This window comes from Agrobacterium vacciniicorymbosi (genome assembly GCF_040427045.1).
Taxonomy (GTDB): domain Bacteria; phylum Pseudomonadota; class Alphaproteobacteria; order Rhizobiales; family Rhizobiaceae; genus Agrobacterium.
In genome coordinates, this window is the sequence record NZ_JBETMF010000008.1 from 57,703 (window position 1) to 72,000 (window position 14,298).

The window sequence follows — 14,298 nt, forward strand, 5'->3', positions numbered from 1 at the left end:
GGCTTTTGTTTTGACTGCACAACACCATGCCGCTGATTCAGACGGTAAAATCATACCTGCCTCCCCAAAATCGGCTGTTGCCAGAGGCTGTGAACGATGCATAAATCGCATTCGAGACGATATGACGGATCGACAGAATCAGGCCCCCTCCTCCCACCAAGGTACTGACCGACCAATGATCAACAAACTCGCCACCAACGACCTTCCCCGCCCCGCCCCACGCAGCTCGGAGCCAGAAGTTCTTGCCAATGAAATCATCGAAAGACTTACCTATCGCATCGGCAAGGACGTCAAGGTCGCAAAGCCGCATGACTGGCTGACCGCCACCATTCTGGTCATCCGCGACCGCGTCATCGACAAGTGGATGGAATCCACCCGCAAGGCATATCAGAACGACAGCAAGCGCGTTTATTATCTGTCGCTGGAGTTTTTGATCGGCCGCCTGATGCGCGATGCCATCTCCAATCTCGGCCTGATGGGCGAGATCAAGGATGCGCTGACATCGCTGGGTGTCGAGTTCGACGTGATCGCCGGTCTGGAGCCGGATGCGGCACTTGGCAATGGCGGTCTTGGCCGTCTCGCCGCCTGCTTCATGGAATCGATGGCCACCGTCGATATCCCGGCCTATGGATATGGCATCCGGTACGTGCACGGCCTTTTCCGCCAGCAGATGGCGGATGGCTGGCAGGTGGAACTTCCCGAGACATGGCTTGCCCATGGCAACCCCTGGGAATTCGAACGTCGCGAAAGCTCCTATGAAATCGGCTTCGGCGGCGCTGTCGAAACCATCGGCGGTTATGAAGAGCCGCAGCGCTTCGTCTGGAAACCGGCAGAGCGCATGATCGCCACCGCCTATGATACGCCCGTCGTCGGCTGGCGCGGCACACGCGTCAACACGCTTCGCCTGTGGTCGGCCCAGCCCATCGATCCGATCCTGCTCGATGCCTTCAACGCGGGCGATCACATCGGCGCGCTGCGTGAAAGCAACAAGGCCGAGGCCCTGACCCGCGTGCTTTACCCCGCCGATGCCAACCCGGCAGGGCAGGAACTGCGTCTGCGGCAGGAATATTTCTTCTCGTCCGCCTCGCTTCAGGACATTCTACGCCGCCATTTGCAGCAATATCCTGATTTCACCAACCTCGCCGACAAGGTGTCCATCCAGCTCAACGACACGCATCCGGCCATTTCCATTGCCGAAATGATGCGCCTTCTGTGCGACGTGCACGGACATGATTTCGAAGAAGCCTGGACGATCACACGCGGCACCTTCTCCTACACCAACCACACGCTTCTGCCCGAAGCGCTGGAAAGCTGGCCGGTGCCTCTGCTGGAGCGGCTGTTACCGCGCCACATGCAGATCATCTATGCGATCAACGCCAACACGCTTCTTTTCGCCCGCAAGGAAAAGAAGATGGTCGATCAGCAGATACGCTCCATCTCCGTCATCGAAGAGGGCGGAGAGCGGCGTGTGCGCATGGGCAACCTCGCCTTTATCGGCTCGCACTCCATCAACGGCGTATCGGCACTTCACACCGAACTGATGAAGGAAACGGTGTTTGCCGACCTTCACACACTTTATCCAGAGCGCATCAACAACAAGACCAACGGTATTACGCCACGCCGCTGGTTGATGCAGTGCAATCCCGGCCTCACCGACCTCATCCGCCAGTCCATCGGCGATGAATTCCTGGATGACGCGGAAAAGCTGGTGGCGCTGGACCGCTTTGCCGAAGACAAGGGCTTCCGCGAGAAGTTTGCCGAAATCAAGCGCCAGAACAAGGTCCGCCTTGCCAATCTGGTTGCCCAGCGCATGGGTATCCGTGTCGATCCATCGGCCATGTTCGACATCCAGATCAAGCGTATCCACGAATATAAGCGCCAGCTGCTCAACCTCATCGAGGCTGTTGCGCTTTACGATCAAATCCGTTCCCGCCCGGAACTGGATTGGGTGCCGCGCGTTAAGTTCTTCGCTGGCAAAGCAGCGCCGAGTTATCACAATGCAAAGCTCATCATAAAGCTCGCCAATGATATCGCGCGTGTCATCAATAACGATCCGGCAGTGCGCGGGCTTCTGAAAGTGGTATTCATTCCCAATTACAACGTGTCCCTTGCGGAGATCATGGTTCCAGCGGCTGATTTGTCGGAACAGATTTCGACGGCTGGCATGGAAGCCTCCGGCACCGGCAACATGAAGTTTGGCCTGAACGGCGCGCTCACCATCGGCACGCTTGATGGTGCGAATGTCGAAATGCTCGAACATGTCGGCAAGGACAACATCGTCATCTTCGGAAAGACCGCGGATGAAGTGGCTCAGGCCCGCGCCGAAGGCCACAATCCGCGCGCCATCATCGAAAACTCCGCCGAACTGTCGCAGGCGGTGTCATCCATCGCCTCCGGCGTGTTTTCGCCGGATGACAGGTCCCGTTTCTCGGCCCTGATGGACGGTATCTACAACAATGACTGGTTCATGGTCGCGGCAGACTTCGACGCTTATGCGCAGGCACAGCGCGACGTCGATGCCATCTGGAGCGACACGAACAGCTGGTACGAAAAAACCGTGCGCAATACGGCACGCATGGGCTGGTTCTCGTCCGACCGGACGATCCGGCAATATGCAACCGAAATCTGGAGAGCTTGATGAAGAAACCGCTCAATTCTGCCGAAGAGACAAAGACTGGCGCTACAGCTAAGGCTGAGATCGAGGCAATCAAGAGCGGTTTGCATTCCAACCCCTTTGCCGTCCTGGGTGTTCACCAGACCCCGGACGGCTTTGTGGCGCGCTGCTTCATTCCCGGTGCGGAAGAAGTGACGGCCATGACCCTGGACGGCAACGTTGCAGGGGAATTGGTCCGCACCGATGATGAAGGGTTCTTCGAAGGGCCGATCACGCTGTCCAAGCGCCAGCCTATCCGCTATCGCGCACTGCGTGACGATGCCGAATGGGCCGTAACCGATCCTTACAGCTTCGGCCCCGTGCTTGGCCCCATGGATGATTATTACGTCCGTGAGGGCTCGCATTTGCGCCTTTTCGACAAGCTGGGCGCCCACCCGCTGAAACTCGAAGGCGTCGAAGGCTTTCACTTCGCCGTCTGGGCTCCTAATGCCCGGCGCGTGTCCGTGGTGGGAGATTTCAACAATTGGGATGGCCGCCGCCATGTCATGCGGTTCCGCAAGGATACGGGCCTTTGGGAAATCTTCGCACCGGATGTCTATTCCGGCTGTAGCTACAAATTCGAGATCATCGGCCCGCATGGCGAATTGCTGCCGCTAAAGGCCGACCCTTACGCCCGCCGCGCTGAACTGCGCCCCAAGAATGCCTCCGTCACCACGCCGGAACTGGTTCAGGACTGGAGTGACGAGGCCCACCGCAAGCACTGGGCCAGCATCGACCAGCGCCGCCAGCCGATTACCATCTACGAAGTCCACGCATCCTCCTGGCAGCATGCCGAAGATGGTTCGCTGCTGTCATGGGACGAACTGGCAGCGCGGCTGATCCCCTACTGCGCCGATATGGGCTTTACCCATATCGAGTTCATGCCCATCACCGAACATCCCTACGATCCGTCCTGGGGCTATCAGACCACGGGGCTTTACGCACCAACCGCGCGTTTCGGAGAGCCGGAAGGCTTTGCCCGTTTCGTCAATGGCGCGCATAAGGTTGGCATCGGCGTCATTCTGGACTGGGTTCCTGCCCACTTCCCGACGGATGAGCATGGCCTGAAATGGTTCGATGGCACAGCGCTTTACGAACATGCCGATCCGCGTCAGGGTTTCCACCCGGACTGGAACACGGCGATCTATAATTTCGGTCGCGTCGAGGTCATGTCCTACCTCATCAACAACGCGCTTTATTGGGCCGAGAAATTCCATCTCGATGGCCTGCGCGTCGATGCCGTCGCCTCCATGCTCTACCTCGATTATTCCCGCAAGGAAGGCGAGTGGGTGCCCAACGAATATGGCGGGCGCGAAAACCTGGAATCCGTCCGCTTCCTCCAGCAGATGAACACGCTAATCTACGGCAACCACCCCGGCGTCATGACCATTGCCGAGGAATCCACCTCCTGGCCAAAGGTGTCGCAGCCGGTGCATGAGGGCGGTCTCGGCTTCGGCTTCAAGTGGAACATGGGCTTCATGCACGACACGCTGAGCTATTTCCAGCGAGAGCCGGTGCATCGCAAATTCCACCATCAGGAACTCAGCTTCGGCCTGCTCTACGCTTTCAGCGAAAACTTCGTGCTGCCGATTTCCCATGATGAAGTGGTGCACGGCAAGGGCTCGATGATTGCCAAGATGCCGGGTGACGACTGGCAGAAATTTGCCAATCTGCGTGCCTATTACGCCTTCATGTGGGGTTATCCCGGCAAGAAGCTGCTGTTCATGGGCCAGGAATTTGCGCAGTGGAGCGAATGGAGCGAAAAGACCGCGCTCGACTGGAACCTGCTGCAATATCATATGCATGAGGGCATGCGCCGCCTCGTGCGCGATCTCAATTTCATGTACCGCTCCAAAGGTGCGCTGCATGCGCGCGATTGCGAGCCGGAGGGCTTCCAGTGGCTGTCTGCCGATGACCATGAAAATTCGGTCTTTGCCTGGCTGCGCATGGCGCCGGGCGAAAAGCCGGTTGCCGTCATCTGTAACCTGACGCCTGTCTATCGCGAAAACTTCTACGTGCCGCTGCCCACAGCCGGTCGCTGGCGTGAAGTGCTGAACACCGATGCCGAGATTTACGGCGGCAGCGGCAAGGGCAATGGCGGTCGCGTGCAGGCTGTGGATGCGGGAGGTAACATCGGTGCCACGCTGACACTGCCGCCACTTGCGGTCATCATGCTGGAGTTGGAAAATTAACAGCCAAAAACGGTGCTTCGACACCAAGGGAACATACGGGAATTTTATGGGAGGACTGCTATGAGTGAGAAAAGAGTTCAGCCACTGGCGCGTGATGCAATGGCCTATGTGCTTGCTGGTGGCCGTGGCAGCCGCCTGAAGGAGCTGACGGACCGTCGCGCAAAACCCGCCGTCTATTTCGGTGGCAAGGCCCGCATCATCGATTTCGCCCTTTCGAATGCCTTGAACTCCGGCATTCGACGCATCGGCGTCGCCACGCAGTACAAGGCGCATTCGCTCATCCGCCACCTTCAGCGCGGCTGGGACTTCTTCCGCCCGGAACGTAACGAAAGCTTCGATATTCTGCCCGCCTCCCAGCGCGTGTCCGAAACGCAATGGTATGAAGGCACCGCCGACGCGGTCTATCAGAATATCGATATCATCGAGCCCTATGGCCCGGAATATATGGTCATTCTGGCGGGCGACCACATCTACAAGATGGACTACGAATACATGCTGCAACAGCATGTGGACTCGGGCGCTGACGTCACCATCGGCTGCCTTGAAGTGCCGCGCATGGAAGCCACCGGCTTCGGCGTCATGCATGTCAACGACAAGGATGAAATCATCAATTTCATCGAAAAGCCTGCCGACCCGCCGGGCATTCCCGGCAATGAAGACTTCGCGCTGGCCTCCATGGGTATCTACGTGTTCCACACGAAATTCCTGATGGATTGCCTTCGCCGCGATGCCAGCGACCCCAATTCCAGCCGCGACTTCGGCAAGGACATCATTCCCCACATCGTCCAGCACGGCAAAGCCGTTGCCCACCGCTTCGCTTCCTCCTGCGTACGGTCCGATTTTGAACACGAGCCCTATTGGCGCGATGTCGGCACCATCGATGCCTATTGGCAGGCCAATATCGACCTTACCGATATCGTTCCTGACCTCGACATTTATGATAAATCCTGGCCGATCTGGACTTATGCGGAAATTCTGCCGCCGGCGAAATTCGTGCATGACGATGAGAAGCGCCGTGGTTCGGCCACATCGTCTGTCGTTGCCGGTGACTGCATCATCTCTGGCTCGTCATTGAACCGCAGCCTGTTGTTCACAGGCGTGCGCGCAAATTCATACTCACGCCTTGAGAATGCCGTAGTGCTGCCGAGTGTGAAGATCGGGCGTCACGCCCAGCTGAGCAATGTGGTGATCGACCATGGCGTCGTCATCCCGGAAGGACTGATCGTCGGAGAGGACCCGGAACTCGATGGAAAACGCTTCCGCCGCACGGAAAGCGGCATTTGCCTGATAACCCAATCGATGATCGACAAGCTGGATCTGTAGACCTCATGAATGTTCTTTCGGTTGCGTCCGAAGTCTATCCACTCATCAAGACCGGGGGGCTCGCCGATGTCGCTGGCGCGCTTCCCATCGCTCTCAAGGCATATGGCATCACCACCCGAACGCTTATTCCCGGTTACCCTGCCGTCAAGGCAGCTGTGGCGGATGCGGTCAAGATTGCCGAACTGCCCGATCTGCTGGGAGAGCGTGCCGATATTCTCGAAGCGCATCACGAGGGTCTCGATCTTCTGATCCTCGATGTGCCCGCCTATTACGACCGCCCAGCCGGTCCCTATCTCGATTCCACCGGCAAGGATTTCGAGGATAACTGGAAGCGCTTCGCAGCGCTTTCACTGGCAGCAGCCGAAATCGCCGCGGGCAAGCTGCCGGGCTGGCAGCCGGACCTGCTGCACGCTCATGACTGGCAGGCCGCCATGGCCCCGGTCTATATGCGTTATGCGGAAACGCCGGAACTTCCGAGCGTTCTGACCATCCACAACATCGCCTTTCAGGGCCAATTCGGTGCCAATATCTTCAGCCAGCTGGGCCTGCCCGCCCATGCTTTCAGCACCGAAAGCATCGAATATTACAACGATATCAGCTTCCTCAAGGGCGGTGTACAGACCTCGACGGCCATCAGCACCGTCAGCCCGTCCTACGCCGAGGAAATCCTGACACCGGAATTCGGCATGGGGCTGGATGGCGTCATCAGAAGCCGCGCCCATGTCATGCACGGCATCGTCAACGGCATCGACGCCGATGTCTGGAACCCGGCCACAGACCATCTGGTCAACCACAATTACTCCGCCGCCAATCTGAAGCTGCGCACTCTGAACAAGGCCTCTGTCGCCAGCCATTTCCGGATCGATCAGGACAGCGGCCCGCTCTTTTGCGTCATCTCGCGCCTGACATGGCAAAAGGGCATAGACCTCGTGACAGAGGTGGTGGACGATATCGTCGCCATGGGTGGCCGCCTCGTCGTGCTGGGCGCTGGCGAGATTGCGCTGGAAGGTGCCCTTCTGGCCGCAGCATCGCGCCACCCGGGCCGTGTCGGCGTCGCTATCGGCTATAACGAGCCGCTGTCGCATCTCATGCAGGCGGGCTGTGACGCCATCATCATCCCCTCACGCTTCGAGCCCTGCGGCCTGACCCAGCTTTATGCGCTGCGCTATGGCTGCATTCCCGTTGTGGCGCGAAACGGCGGACTGAACGACACCGTCATCGATGCCAACCACGCTGCCGTTGCCGCGAAAGTGGCGACCGGCGTGCAGTTCACCTCGATCACGCCGGAAGGTTTGCGTCAGGCTATCAGACGCACGGTGCGCTACTATCACGATCAGAAACTGTGGACGCAGATGCAGAAGCAGGGCATGAAATCGGATGTTTCCTGGGAAAAGAGCGCTGGTCTTTACGCCGCGCTCTACGCCCAACTTATTTCGAAAGGCCAGTAAATGACCATCAAGACCGTTCAAACCAAACCATTTCAGGACCAGAAGCCGGGCACATCCGGCCTTCGCAAGAAAGTGCCTGTCTTCGCGCAGGAAAACTATGCGGAAAACTTCATCCAGTCGATTTTCGACAGCCTTGAAGGTTTTGCTGGACAAGCGCTGGTGATCGGCGGCGATGGTCGCTACTACAACCGCGAAGTCATCCAGAAGGCCGTCAAAATGGCTGCTGCTGCCGGTTTCGGCAAGGTTCTGGTCGGTCAGGGCGGCATTCTGTCCACGCCTGCGGCCTCCAACATCATCCGCAAATACAAGGCCTTCGGCGGCATCGTTCTGTCAGCCAGCCATAATCCCGGCGGCCCCAACGAAGATTTCGGCATCAAGTACAATATCGGTAATGGCGGCCCGGCACCGGAAAAAATCACCGACGCCATTTTTGAGCGCACCAAGGCCATCGAGACCTATCGCATCTCCGACGCCGCCGATATCGATCTCGATACGATTGGAACGGCTGACGTTGACGGCATGACGGTTGAGGTCATCGACCCCGTTGCCGATTACGCAACGCTGATGGAAGAGCTCTTCGACTTCCCCGCCATCCGCAACCTCATCGCCGGTGGTTTCCGCGTCGTGGTTGACAGCATGAGCGCCGTCACCGGACCTTACGCGGTCGAGATCATCGAAAAGCGCCTCGGTGCACCCGCCGGTTCCGTGCACAATTCCGTTCCCCTGCCCGATTTCGGCGGTCACCATCCCGACCCAAACCTCGTTCATGCCAAGGAAATGTATGACGAGGTGATGAGCGCGGCAGGCCCAGATTTCGGCGCAGCATCCGATGGTGACGGCGACCGCAACATGGTGGTCGGCAAAGGCATGTTCGTGACGCCATCCGACAGCCTTGCCATCATCGCCGCCAATGCGACGCTGGCGCCCGGCTATGCAGCTGGCATTTCCGGCATCGCCCGCTCCATGCCAACAAGTGCCGCCGCAGACCGCGTTGCCGAAAAGCTCGGCATCGGCATGTATGAGACGCCCACCGGCTGGAAATTCTTCGGCAACCTGCTGGACGCCGGCAAGGTCACCATCTGCGGCGAAGAAAGCTTCGGCACCGGCTCCAACCATGTGCGTGAAAAGGACGGCCTCTGGGCCGTGCTGTTCTGGCTGAATATCGTCGCCGCCCGCAAGGAAAGCGTCAAGGACATCGTCACCAAGCACTGGGCAGAGTATGGCCGCAATTACTACTCCCGCCACGACTATGAAGAAGTCGACAGCGACGCCGCCAACACGCTGGTCTCCATCCTGCGCGAAAAGCTCGCCACCCTGCCCGGCACCACCTATGGCGCGCTGAAAGTGAAGGCCGCCGACGATTTCGCCTACAACGACCCGGTCGATCAGTCCGTCAGCAAGAACCAGGGCATCCGCATCCTCTTCGAAGGCGGCTCCCGCATCGTCATCCGCCTCTCCGGCACCGGTACGGCGGGCGCGACGTTGCGTCTCTATGTCGAGCGTTACGAGGCCGATGCGTCTCGGCATAATATCGAGACGCAGGAGGCTTTGGCGGATTTGATTTCTGCGGCGGATGCGATTGCGGGGATCAAGAAGCATACGGGGCGTGATGCGCCGACGGTTATTACGTAATCGTCTGAGGTTGCGTTGCGGCATTCGGTCAGGACAGTGGGTGGGGCTTCCCCCCTCTGCCCTGCCGGGCATCTCCCCCTCAGGTGGGGAGATCGACTCGCGGCACCCTTTCGGCCACGTTTGTTGACGAGATTGAAGTGATGTCAGCGCGCCCAGCCGATCTCCCCCCTTGAGGGGGAGATGTCCGGCAGGACAGAGGGGGGTGAACCCCACCCACACAGCCAACAAATGGAAACCCAAATGCCAAATCCCACCGTTTCTCCCAAAGGCGCCATCCCCTCGGAAAACGGAACGGCATTCTCCGTCTACTCCCGCCACGCCTCACAGATCCACCTCTGCCTCTTCGACGAAACCGGCACGACTCAGACCGCCCGCCTGCCCATGCAGCGCGATGAGAACGACATCCACCGCCTCACCACAAACGCCCCCATCGGTACCCGCTACGGCTTCCGCACCGATGGCGTCTACGCACCCGATCACGGCCTCTGGTTCGACCCGTCCAAACTCCTACTCGACCCCTATGCCACGCAAATCGACCGGCCATTCGCCCACGACCCGGCGCTGTTCACCTTCGGCACGGACACGGCACCCATCATGCCGAAGTCCATCGTCTCGCAGCACCATCGGGTAAAACGCCAGCCGCCCCGCTTCGCACCCGGCGGCCTGATCTACGAAGTCGCTGTCAAGCCCTTCACCATGCTGCACCCGGATGTGCCAGATGCCATTAAGGGAACGGTCGCGGCCCTTGCCCACCCCTCCATTATCGCCCACCTCAAAACCATCGGCGTCGATGCCATCGAGCTGATGCCCATCACCGCCTGGATCGATGAGCGCCATCTTCCGCCTCTCGGCCTCACCAATGGCTGGGGGTACAACCCCGTCGGCTTCATGGCGCTCGATCCGCGCCTTTGCCCCGGTGGCGTGGAAGAGCTGCGCGAGACGGTGGCCACCCTGCACGAAAACGGCATCGGCGTCATTCTCGATCTCGTCTTCAACCACACTGGCGAAAGCGATCGCTTCGGCTCGACGCTGTCGCTGCGCGGGCTGGATAATCTCAGCTATTATCGCCATCTGCCGGATGATCCCGGCACGCTGGTCAATGATACCGGCACCGGCAACACCGTCGCCTGCGACCACCCACAACTTCGCCAACTGGTTCTAGACACGCTCCGGCACTTCGTGGCGCATGCGGGCATAGACGGCTTCCGCTTCGACCTCGCCCCCATCCTCGGTCGCACGGCCACCGGTTTCGACACCGCCAGCAAAACCCTCGCCGCCATGGTCGAAGACCCTTTGCTGCAAGACCGCATCATGATTGCCGAACCCTGGGACATCGGCCCCGGCGGTTACCAGCTCGGCAATTTCCCGGAAAACTTCCTCGAATGGAACGACCGCGCCCGCGATGACCTTCGCCGATACTGGCGCGGCGATGCCGGCACCACAGGCGCACTGGCCGATGCACTCGCCGGCTCATCCGCCATCTTCTCCCGCCATAACCGAACCGCCACCCGTAGCGTCAACTTCCTCGCCGCCCATGATGGCTTTACGCTTTTCGATCTCGTGGCGCACGAACACAAGCACAATGAAGCCAATGGCGAATGCAACCGGGATGGTCACAATGAAAACCATTCGTGGAACAATGGCATCGAAGGCCTGACCGACAACCTCGCCGTCAATGCGGCGCGCATCGCCGATGTCAAATCCCTGCTCTCAACCCTCTTCGTTACCCGTGGCACCATCATGCTGACGGCGGGCGATGAGGCGGGCCGCAGCCAGCGCGGCAACAACAACGCCTACTGCCAGGACAACGACATCACCTGGGTCGATTGGGGCAGGCTTTTGCCAGAGCTGATCGAGCACACCGCCTACCTCGCCGCCCTGCGCAAGCGCTTCGAGGTCTTCAGCGAAGCTGACTTCTTCTCCACCAACACCGATGACGTGCGATGGCTTTCACCGACAGGCGAGCCCATGACCGTGGCCGATTGGGAAAGGCCAGAGGGAACGCCGCTCGCCATGCTGTTGAAAACCCGCGATCTGGAAACGGGCGACACCGTGCGCCTTGCTATCCTCTTTAACCGTACCCACGACGTCGTGCCCTTCACCCTGCCGGGCGCATGGCAACCGCTGGGCACGGATTTCGGCAATCCCGCCCATCTGCCCACTCGCTCCGTGGTGTTTTATAGACAGTGCTAAATATTGCAGCGCAAAATGGCGATTGTTCTTTAATCAGAGGCCTGTAAGCTCCATCTCAAAAGCCCCCTCATAACCCTGTCCCGTCGCGAGGAACCATGCCCAAGGAAATCTCTCTGGCTGAGGTCAAAGGCCTTGTCGGTTCCGAAGTCGGAACATCCGACTGGATCACCGTCGATCAGGCGATGATCGACGCCTTCGCCAAGGCAACGCTGGACGACCAGTTCATCCACACGGACCCAGAGCGCGCCAAAGCCGAAAGCCCCTTCGGCGGCACCATCGCCCACGGCTTCCTCACAGTCTCGCTGCTCTCAGCCATGAACTACAGCGCCCTGCCCAAAATCCGCGAACAGACCATGGGCATCAATTACGGCTTCGACAAACTCCACTTCGTCACCCCCGTCAAAAGCGGCGCCCGCATCCGCGGCCACTTCACCCTCGCCGAAGCCCGCTTCCGCGGCGCGGCTATGCTGATGAACACCTATGACGTGACGGTGGAAATCGAAGGTGAAAAGAAACCGGCACTCACCACACGGTGGACCACAATCAGCCAGTTCAACCCCGAGGATCGACCGGACGAGGATTAAGACCAATATCCGACCTCCCACATAGTCCGACAAGCTTCGTCAGCAAACATTGCGCGCAATGTTTTCTTTAAAACCACGGGAACATGTTCTCCCCATCCGCGTTGAAATCCACACGCATTGAGGGGGAATTTCAATGGCAAAATCTGTTACAAATCCCGACAACTCGGCTGAGCCAACAACCGAACTCAAACGCGTGATCGGGCCGGGGCTGCTGCTTCTGTTCATCGTCGGTGATATCCTCGGTACCGGCATTTACGCGCTGACCGGACAGGTCGCGGCGGAAGTTGGTGGCGTCGTCTGGCTGCCCTTCCTGATCGCCTTCGGCGTCGCGCTTCTCACCGCCTGCTCCTATCTGGAACTCGTCACGAAATACCCCAAGGCCGCCGGTGCCGCGCTCTATACGCACAAGGCCTTCGGCGTGCACTTCATTACCTTCCTCGTGGCCTTCACCGTCATGTCCTCGGGCGTGACCTCAGCCTCCACCGCCTCCCGCGCCTTTGCCGCCAACTTCACCACCGTTACCGGATTTGATTTCGGTGCCTTTGGCGTCACCGGCGTTGCCATCGCCTTCATCGTCGCCATCGCCCTCATCAATTTTCGGGGTGTGGGCGAAAGCGTGAAGATGAATGTGGTGCTGACGGTCGTGGAACTCACCGGCCTGCTGATCATCATCGGCATCGGCTTCTGGGCCATCGGCAATGGTCAGGGTGATGTCTCGCGCGTCTGGACATTCGAGCCTGCGGGCGAACACGGCGTCATCTGGTCTGTCGTTGCAGCCACGACGCTCGCCTTTTTCGCCATGGTCGGCTTCGAGGATTCGGTCAACATGGCCGAAGAGTGCAAGCAGCCAGCCCGCATCTTCCCGAAAGTCCTGCTGGGCGGCCTTGCCATTACCGGCGTCATCTATGTTCTCGTCGCCATTTCCGCCATCACGCTGGTTCCGGCAGCAGAGTTGGGCGAAGGCGAAACACCTCTGCTGAAAGTGGTGGCCGCTGGCGCACCCAACTTCCCCATCGGCATTTTCGGCATCATCACCATGTTCGCGGTGGCCAACTCCGCGCTCATCAACATGATGATGGCCAGCCGCCTGATCTACGGTATGAGCCGCGAAGGCGTGCTGCCGCCAGCACTCGGAAAGGTCCACAAAGGCCGCCAGACACCCTATATCGCCATCATCTTCACCTCGCTCATCGCCATCGGCCTCATCGCCTTCGCAGGCGGCGTTCCAGCACTCGGCGGCACCACCGCACTGCTGCTGCTGGGCGTCTTCACCATCGTTAATGTCGCGGTGCTGGTGCTACGCAAGGACAAGGTGGCCCACAAACACTTCCGCACCCCCACCATCCTTCCCATCATCGGCGCCGTCAGCTGCTTCTTCCTCGTCGGCCCCTGGACCGGGCGCGACCCGGTGCAATATTCGATTGCTGGCGTGCTGCTGTTTATTGGAGTGCTGTTGTGGCTGGCGACGGTTGGGTTCATGCGGATGCAGGAGAAGGCGGCGTGAACTCCCGCCGCAATCGAAATGGAGATTGCTGGTAGCGTGCAAAGGAAGCGTAGGATTCTAGCTGCACAAAAATATACGGACGCATGGATTTTAGCACCATTTGGTGCTACTTATAGGTTCGAACTACACGCAGCGCCCTCGGCAGGACCCTGACATGCGATCCACTATCAATCTTGATGACACACTTCTGCAGCGCGCGAAATCCCTGACGGGGACGAATGAAACGGCTGCGCTGGTTCGTCAGGCATTGGAGACGCTTGTACGGGTCGAGTCAGGAAAGAGGCTTATTGCGCTCGGAAGTTCCATGCCCGATGCAGAAGCAGCACCCCGTCGCCGGAGCGATTCCACAAAGTGATACTGGTGGACACGTCAATCTGGATTGATCATTTCCGTCACGGCGATACGGAGTTGCAGAAAATCATCGAGGACGACCGCCTTCTCTGCCACCCTGCCATTATTGGTGAACTGGGGCTCGGCAGTCTTCGGGACCGCAATGACGTGATAAATTTTTTGACTGCGCAGCGGGAAATAGTCGTTGCGACCCATGATGAAGTGATGGTCACGATTGACCGGCACTCAATCTTCAGCATGGGAATTGGCTACACCGACGCACATTTGCTTGCGTCCACGCTGCTTGATCGGCGAGCGGTCTTGTGGACAAGAGACAAGCGCTTGGCATCGGCGGCTCGAAAAGCAGGTGCCGCGTTGTACTCGCCCGTGAACCCATCCAACTAGATGTGTGTTTTCAGTGCCTCAAGCTCCTGCCCCC

The 14,298-nt window shown here is 59.1% G+C and carries 10 protein-coding genes; all 10 read left to right on the forward strand.

The features are described from left to right. The first annotated feature begins 175 nt into the window (after nucleotides 1-175). The 10 genes from ABUK73_RS13890 (at nucleotide 176) to ABUK73_RS13935 (ending at nucleotide 14,264) form a co-directional block, all read left to right on the forward strand. The gene (locus ABUK73_RS13890) at nucleotides 176-2,638 is read left to right on the forward strand and encodes a glycogen/starch/alpha-glucan phosphorylase (protein ID WP_113089378.1); all 2,463 of its coding nucleotides are present in this window, start codon (nucleotides 176-178) and stop codon (nucleotides 2,636-2,638) included. Beyond that, nucleotides 2,638-4,845, forward strand: a complete 2,208-nt coding sequence (gene glgB / locus ABUK73_RS13895) for a 1,4-alpha-glucan branching protein GlgB (protein ID WP_113089377.1) — start codon at nucleotides 2,638-2,640, stop codon at nucleotides 4,843-4,845. Before ABUK73_RS13890 ends, glgB begins: the two co-directional genes overlap by 1 nt. Before the next feature lie 60 nt (nucleotides 4,846-4,905). After that, nucleotides 4,906-6,168, forward strand: coding sequence for a glucose-1-phosphate adenylyltransferase (gene glgC / locus ABUK73_RS13900; protein WP_113089376.1), 1,263 nt, complete (start codon nucleotides 4,906-4,908; stop codon nucleotides 6,166-6,168). Nucleotides 6,169-6,173: 5 nt separating this feature from the next. After that, entirely contained in the window at nucleotides 6,174-7,616 is a 1,443-nt protein-coding gene (glgA, locus tag ABUK73_RS13905; protein WP_113089375.1) for a glycogen synthase GlgA, read from the forward strand. Beyond that, nucleotides 7,617-9,248, forward strand: coding sequence for an alpha-D-glucose phosphate-specific phosphoglucomutase (locus ABUK73_RS13910; protein WP_353577806.1), 1,632 nt, complete (start codon nucleotides 7,617-7,619; stop codon nucleotides 9,246-9,248). Nucleotides 9,249-9,488: 240 nt separating this feature from the next. After that, nucleotides 9,489-11,441, forward strand: coding sequence for a glycogen debranching protein GlgX (gene glgX / locus ABUK73_RS13915; RefSeq protein ID WP_353577807.1), 1,953 nt, complete (start codon nucleotides 9,489-9,491; stop codon nucleotides 11,439-11,441). Nucleotides 11,442-11,536: 95 nt separating this feature from the next. Then, nucleotides 11,537-12,025, forward strand: coding sequence for a MaoC family dehydratase (locus ABUK73_RS13920; protein WP_113089372.1), 489 nt, complete (start codon nucleotides 11,537-11,539; stop codon nucleotides 12,023-12,025). A gap of 133 nt (nucleotides 12,026-12,158) precedes the next feature. Next, nucleotides 12,159-13,529: an APC family permease gene (locus ABUK73_RS13925; protein WP_353577808.1), complete on the forward strand. Its 1,371-nt coding sequence runs from the start codon at nucleotides 12,159-12,161 to the stop codon at nucleotides 13,527-13,529. Nucleotides 13,530-13,683: 154 nt separating this feature from the next. Next, entirely contained in the window at nucleotides 13,684-13,884 is a 201-nt protein-coding gene (locus tag ABUK73_RS13930; RefSeq protein ID WP_353577809.1) for a type II toxin-antitoxin system VapB family antitoxin, read from the forward strand. After that, nucleotides 13,881-14,264 carry a type II toxin-antitoxin system VapC family toxin gene (locus tag ABUK73_RS13935; protein WP_353577810.1) on the forward strand — a complete coding sequence of 128 codons (384 nt, stop codon included), beginning with the start codon at nucleotides 13,881-13,883 and terminating at the stop codon, nucleotides 14,262-14,264. The genes ABUK73_RS13930 and ABUK73_RS13935 overlap by 4 nt, the downstream gene beginning before the upstream one ends. Nucleotides 14,265-14,298: the final 34 nt, after the last annotated feature.

Coding starts and splice junctions, on each gene's coding strand:
- ABUK73_RS13890 (WP_113089378.1), top strand. CDS start 176: ATGATCAACAAACTCGCCACCAACGACCTTCCCCGCCCCGCCCCACGC.
- glgB (WP_113089377.1), top strand. CDS start 2,638: ATGAAGAAACCGCTCAATTCTGCCGAAGAGACAAAGACTGGCGCTACA.
- glgC (WP_113089376.1), top strand. CDS start 4,906: ATGAGTGAGAAAAGAGTTCAGCCACTGGCGCGTGATGCAATGGCCTAT.
- glgA (WP_113089375.1), top strand. CDS start 6,174: ATGAATGTTCTTTCGGTTGCGTCCGAAGTCTATCCACTCATCAAGACC.
- ABUK73_RS13910 (WP_353577806.1), top strand. CDS start 7,617: ATGACCATCAAGACCGTTCAAACCAAACCATTTCAGGACCAGAAGCCG.
- glgX (WP_353577807.1), top strand. CDS start 9,489: ATGCCAAATCCCACCGTTTCTCCCAAAGGCGCCATCCCCTCGGAAAAC.
- ABUK73_RS13920 (WP_113089372.1), top strand. CDS start 11,537: ATGCCCAAGGAAATCTCTCTGGCTGAGGTCAAAGGCCTTGTCGGTTCC.
- ABUK73_RS13925 (WP_353577808.1), top strand. CDS start 12,159: ATGGCAAAATCTGTTACAAATCCCGACAACTCGGCTGAGCCAACAACC.
- ABUK73_RS13930 (WP_353577809.1), top strand. CDS start 13,684: ATGCGATCCACTATCAATCTTGATGACACACTTCTGCAGCGCGCGAAA.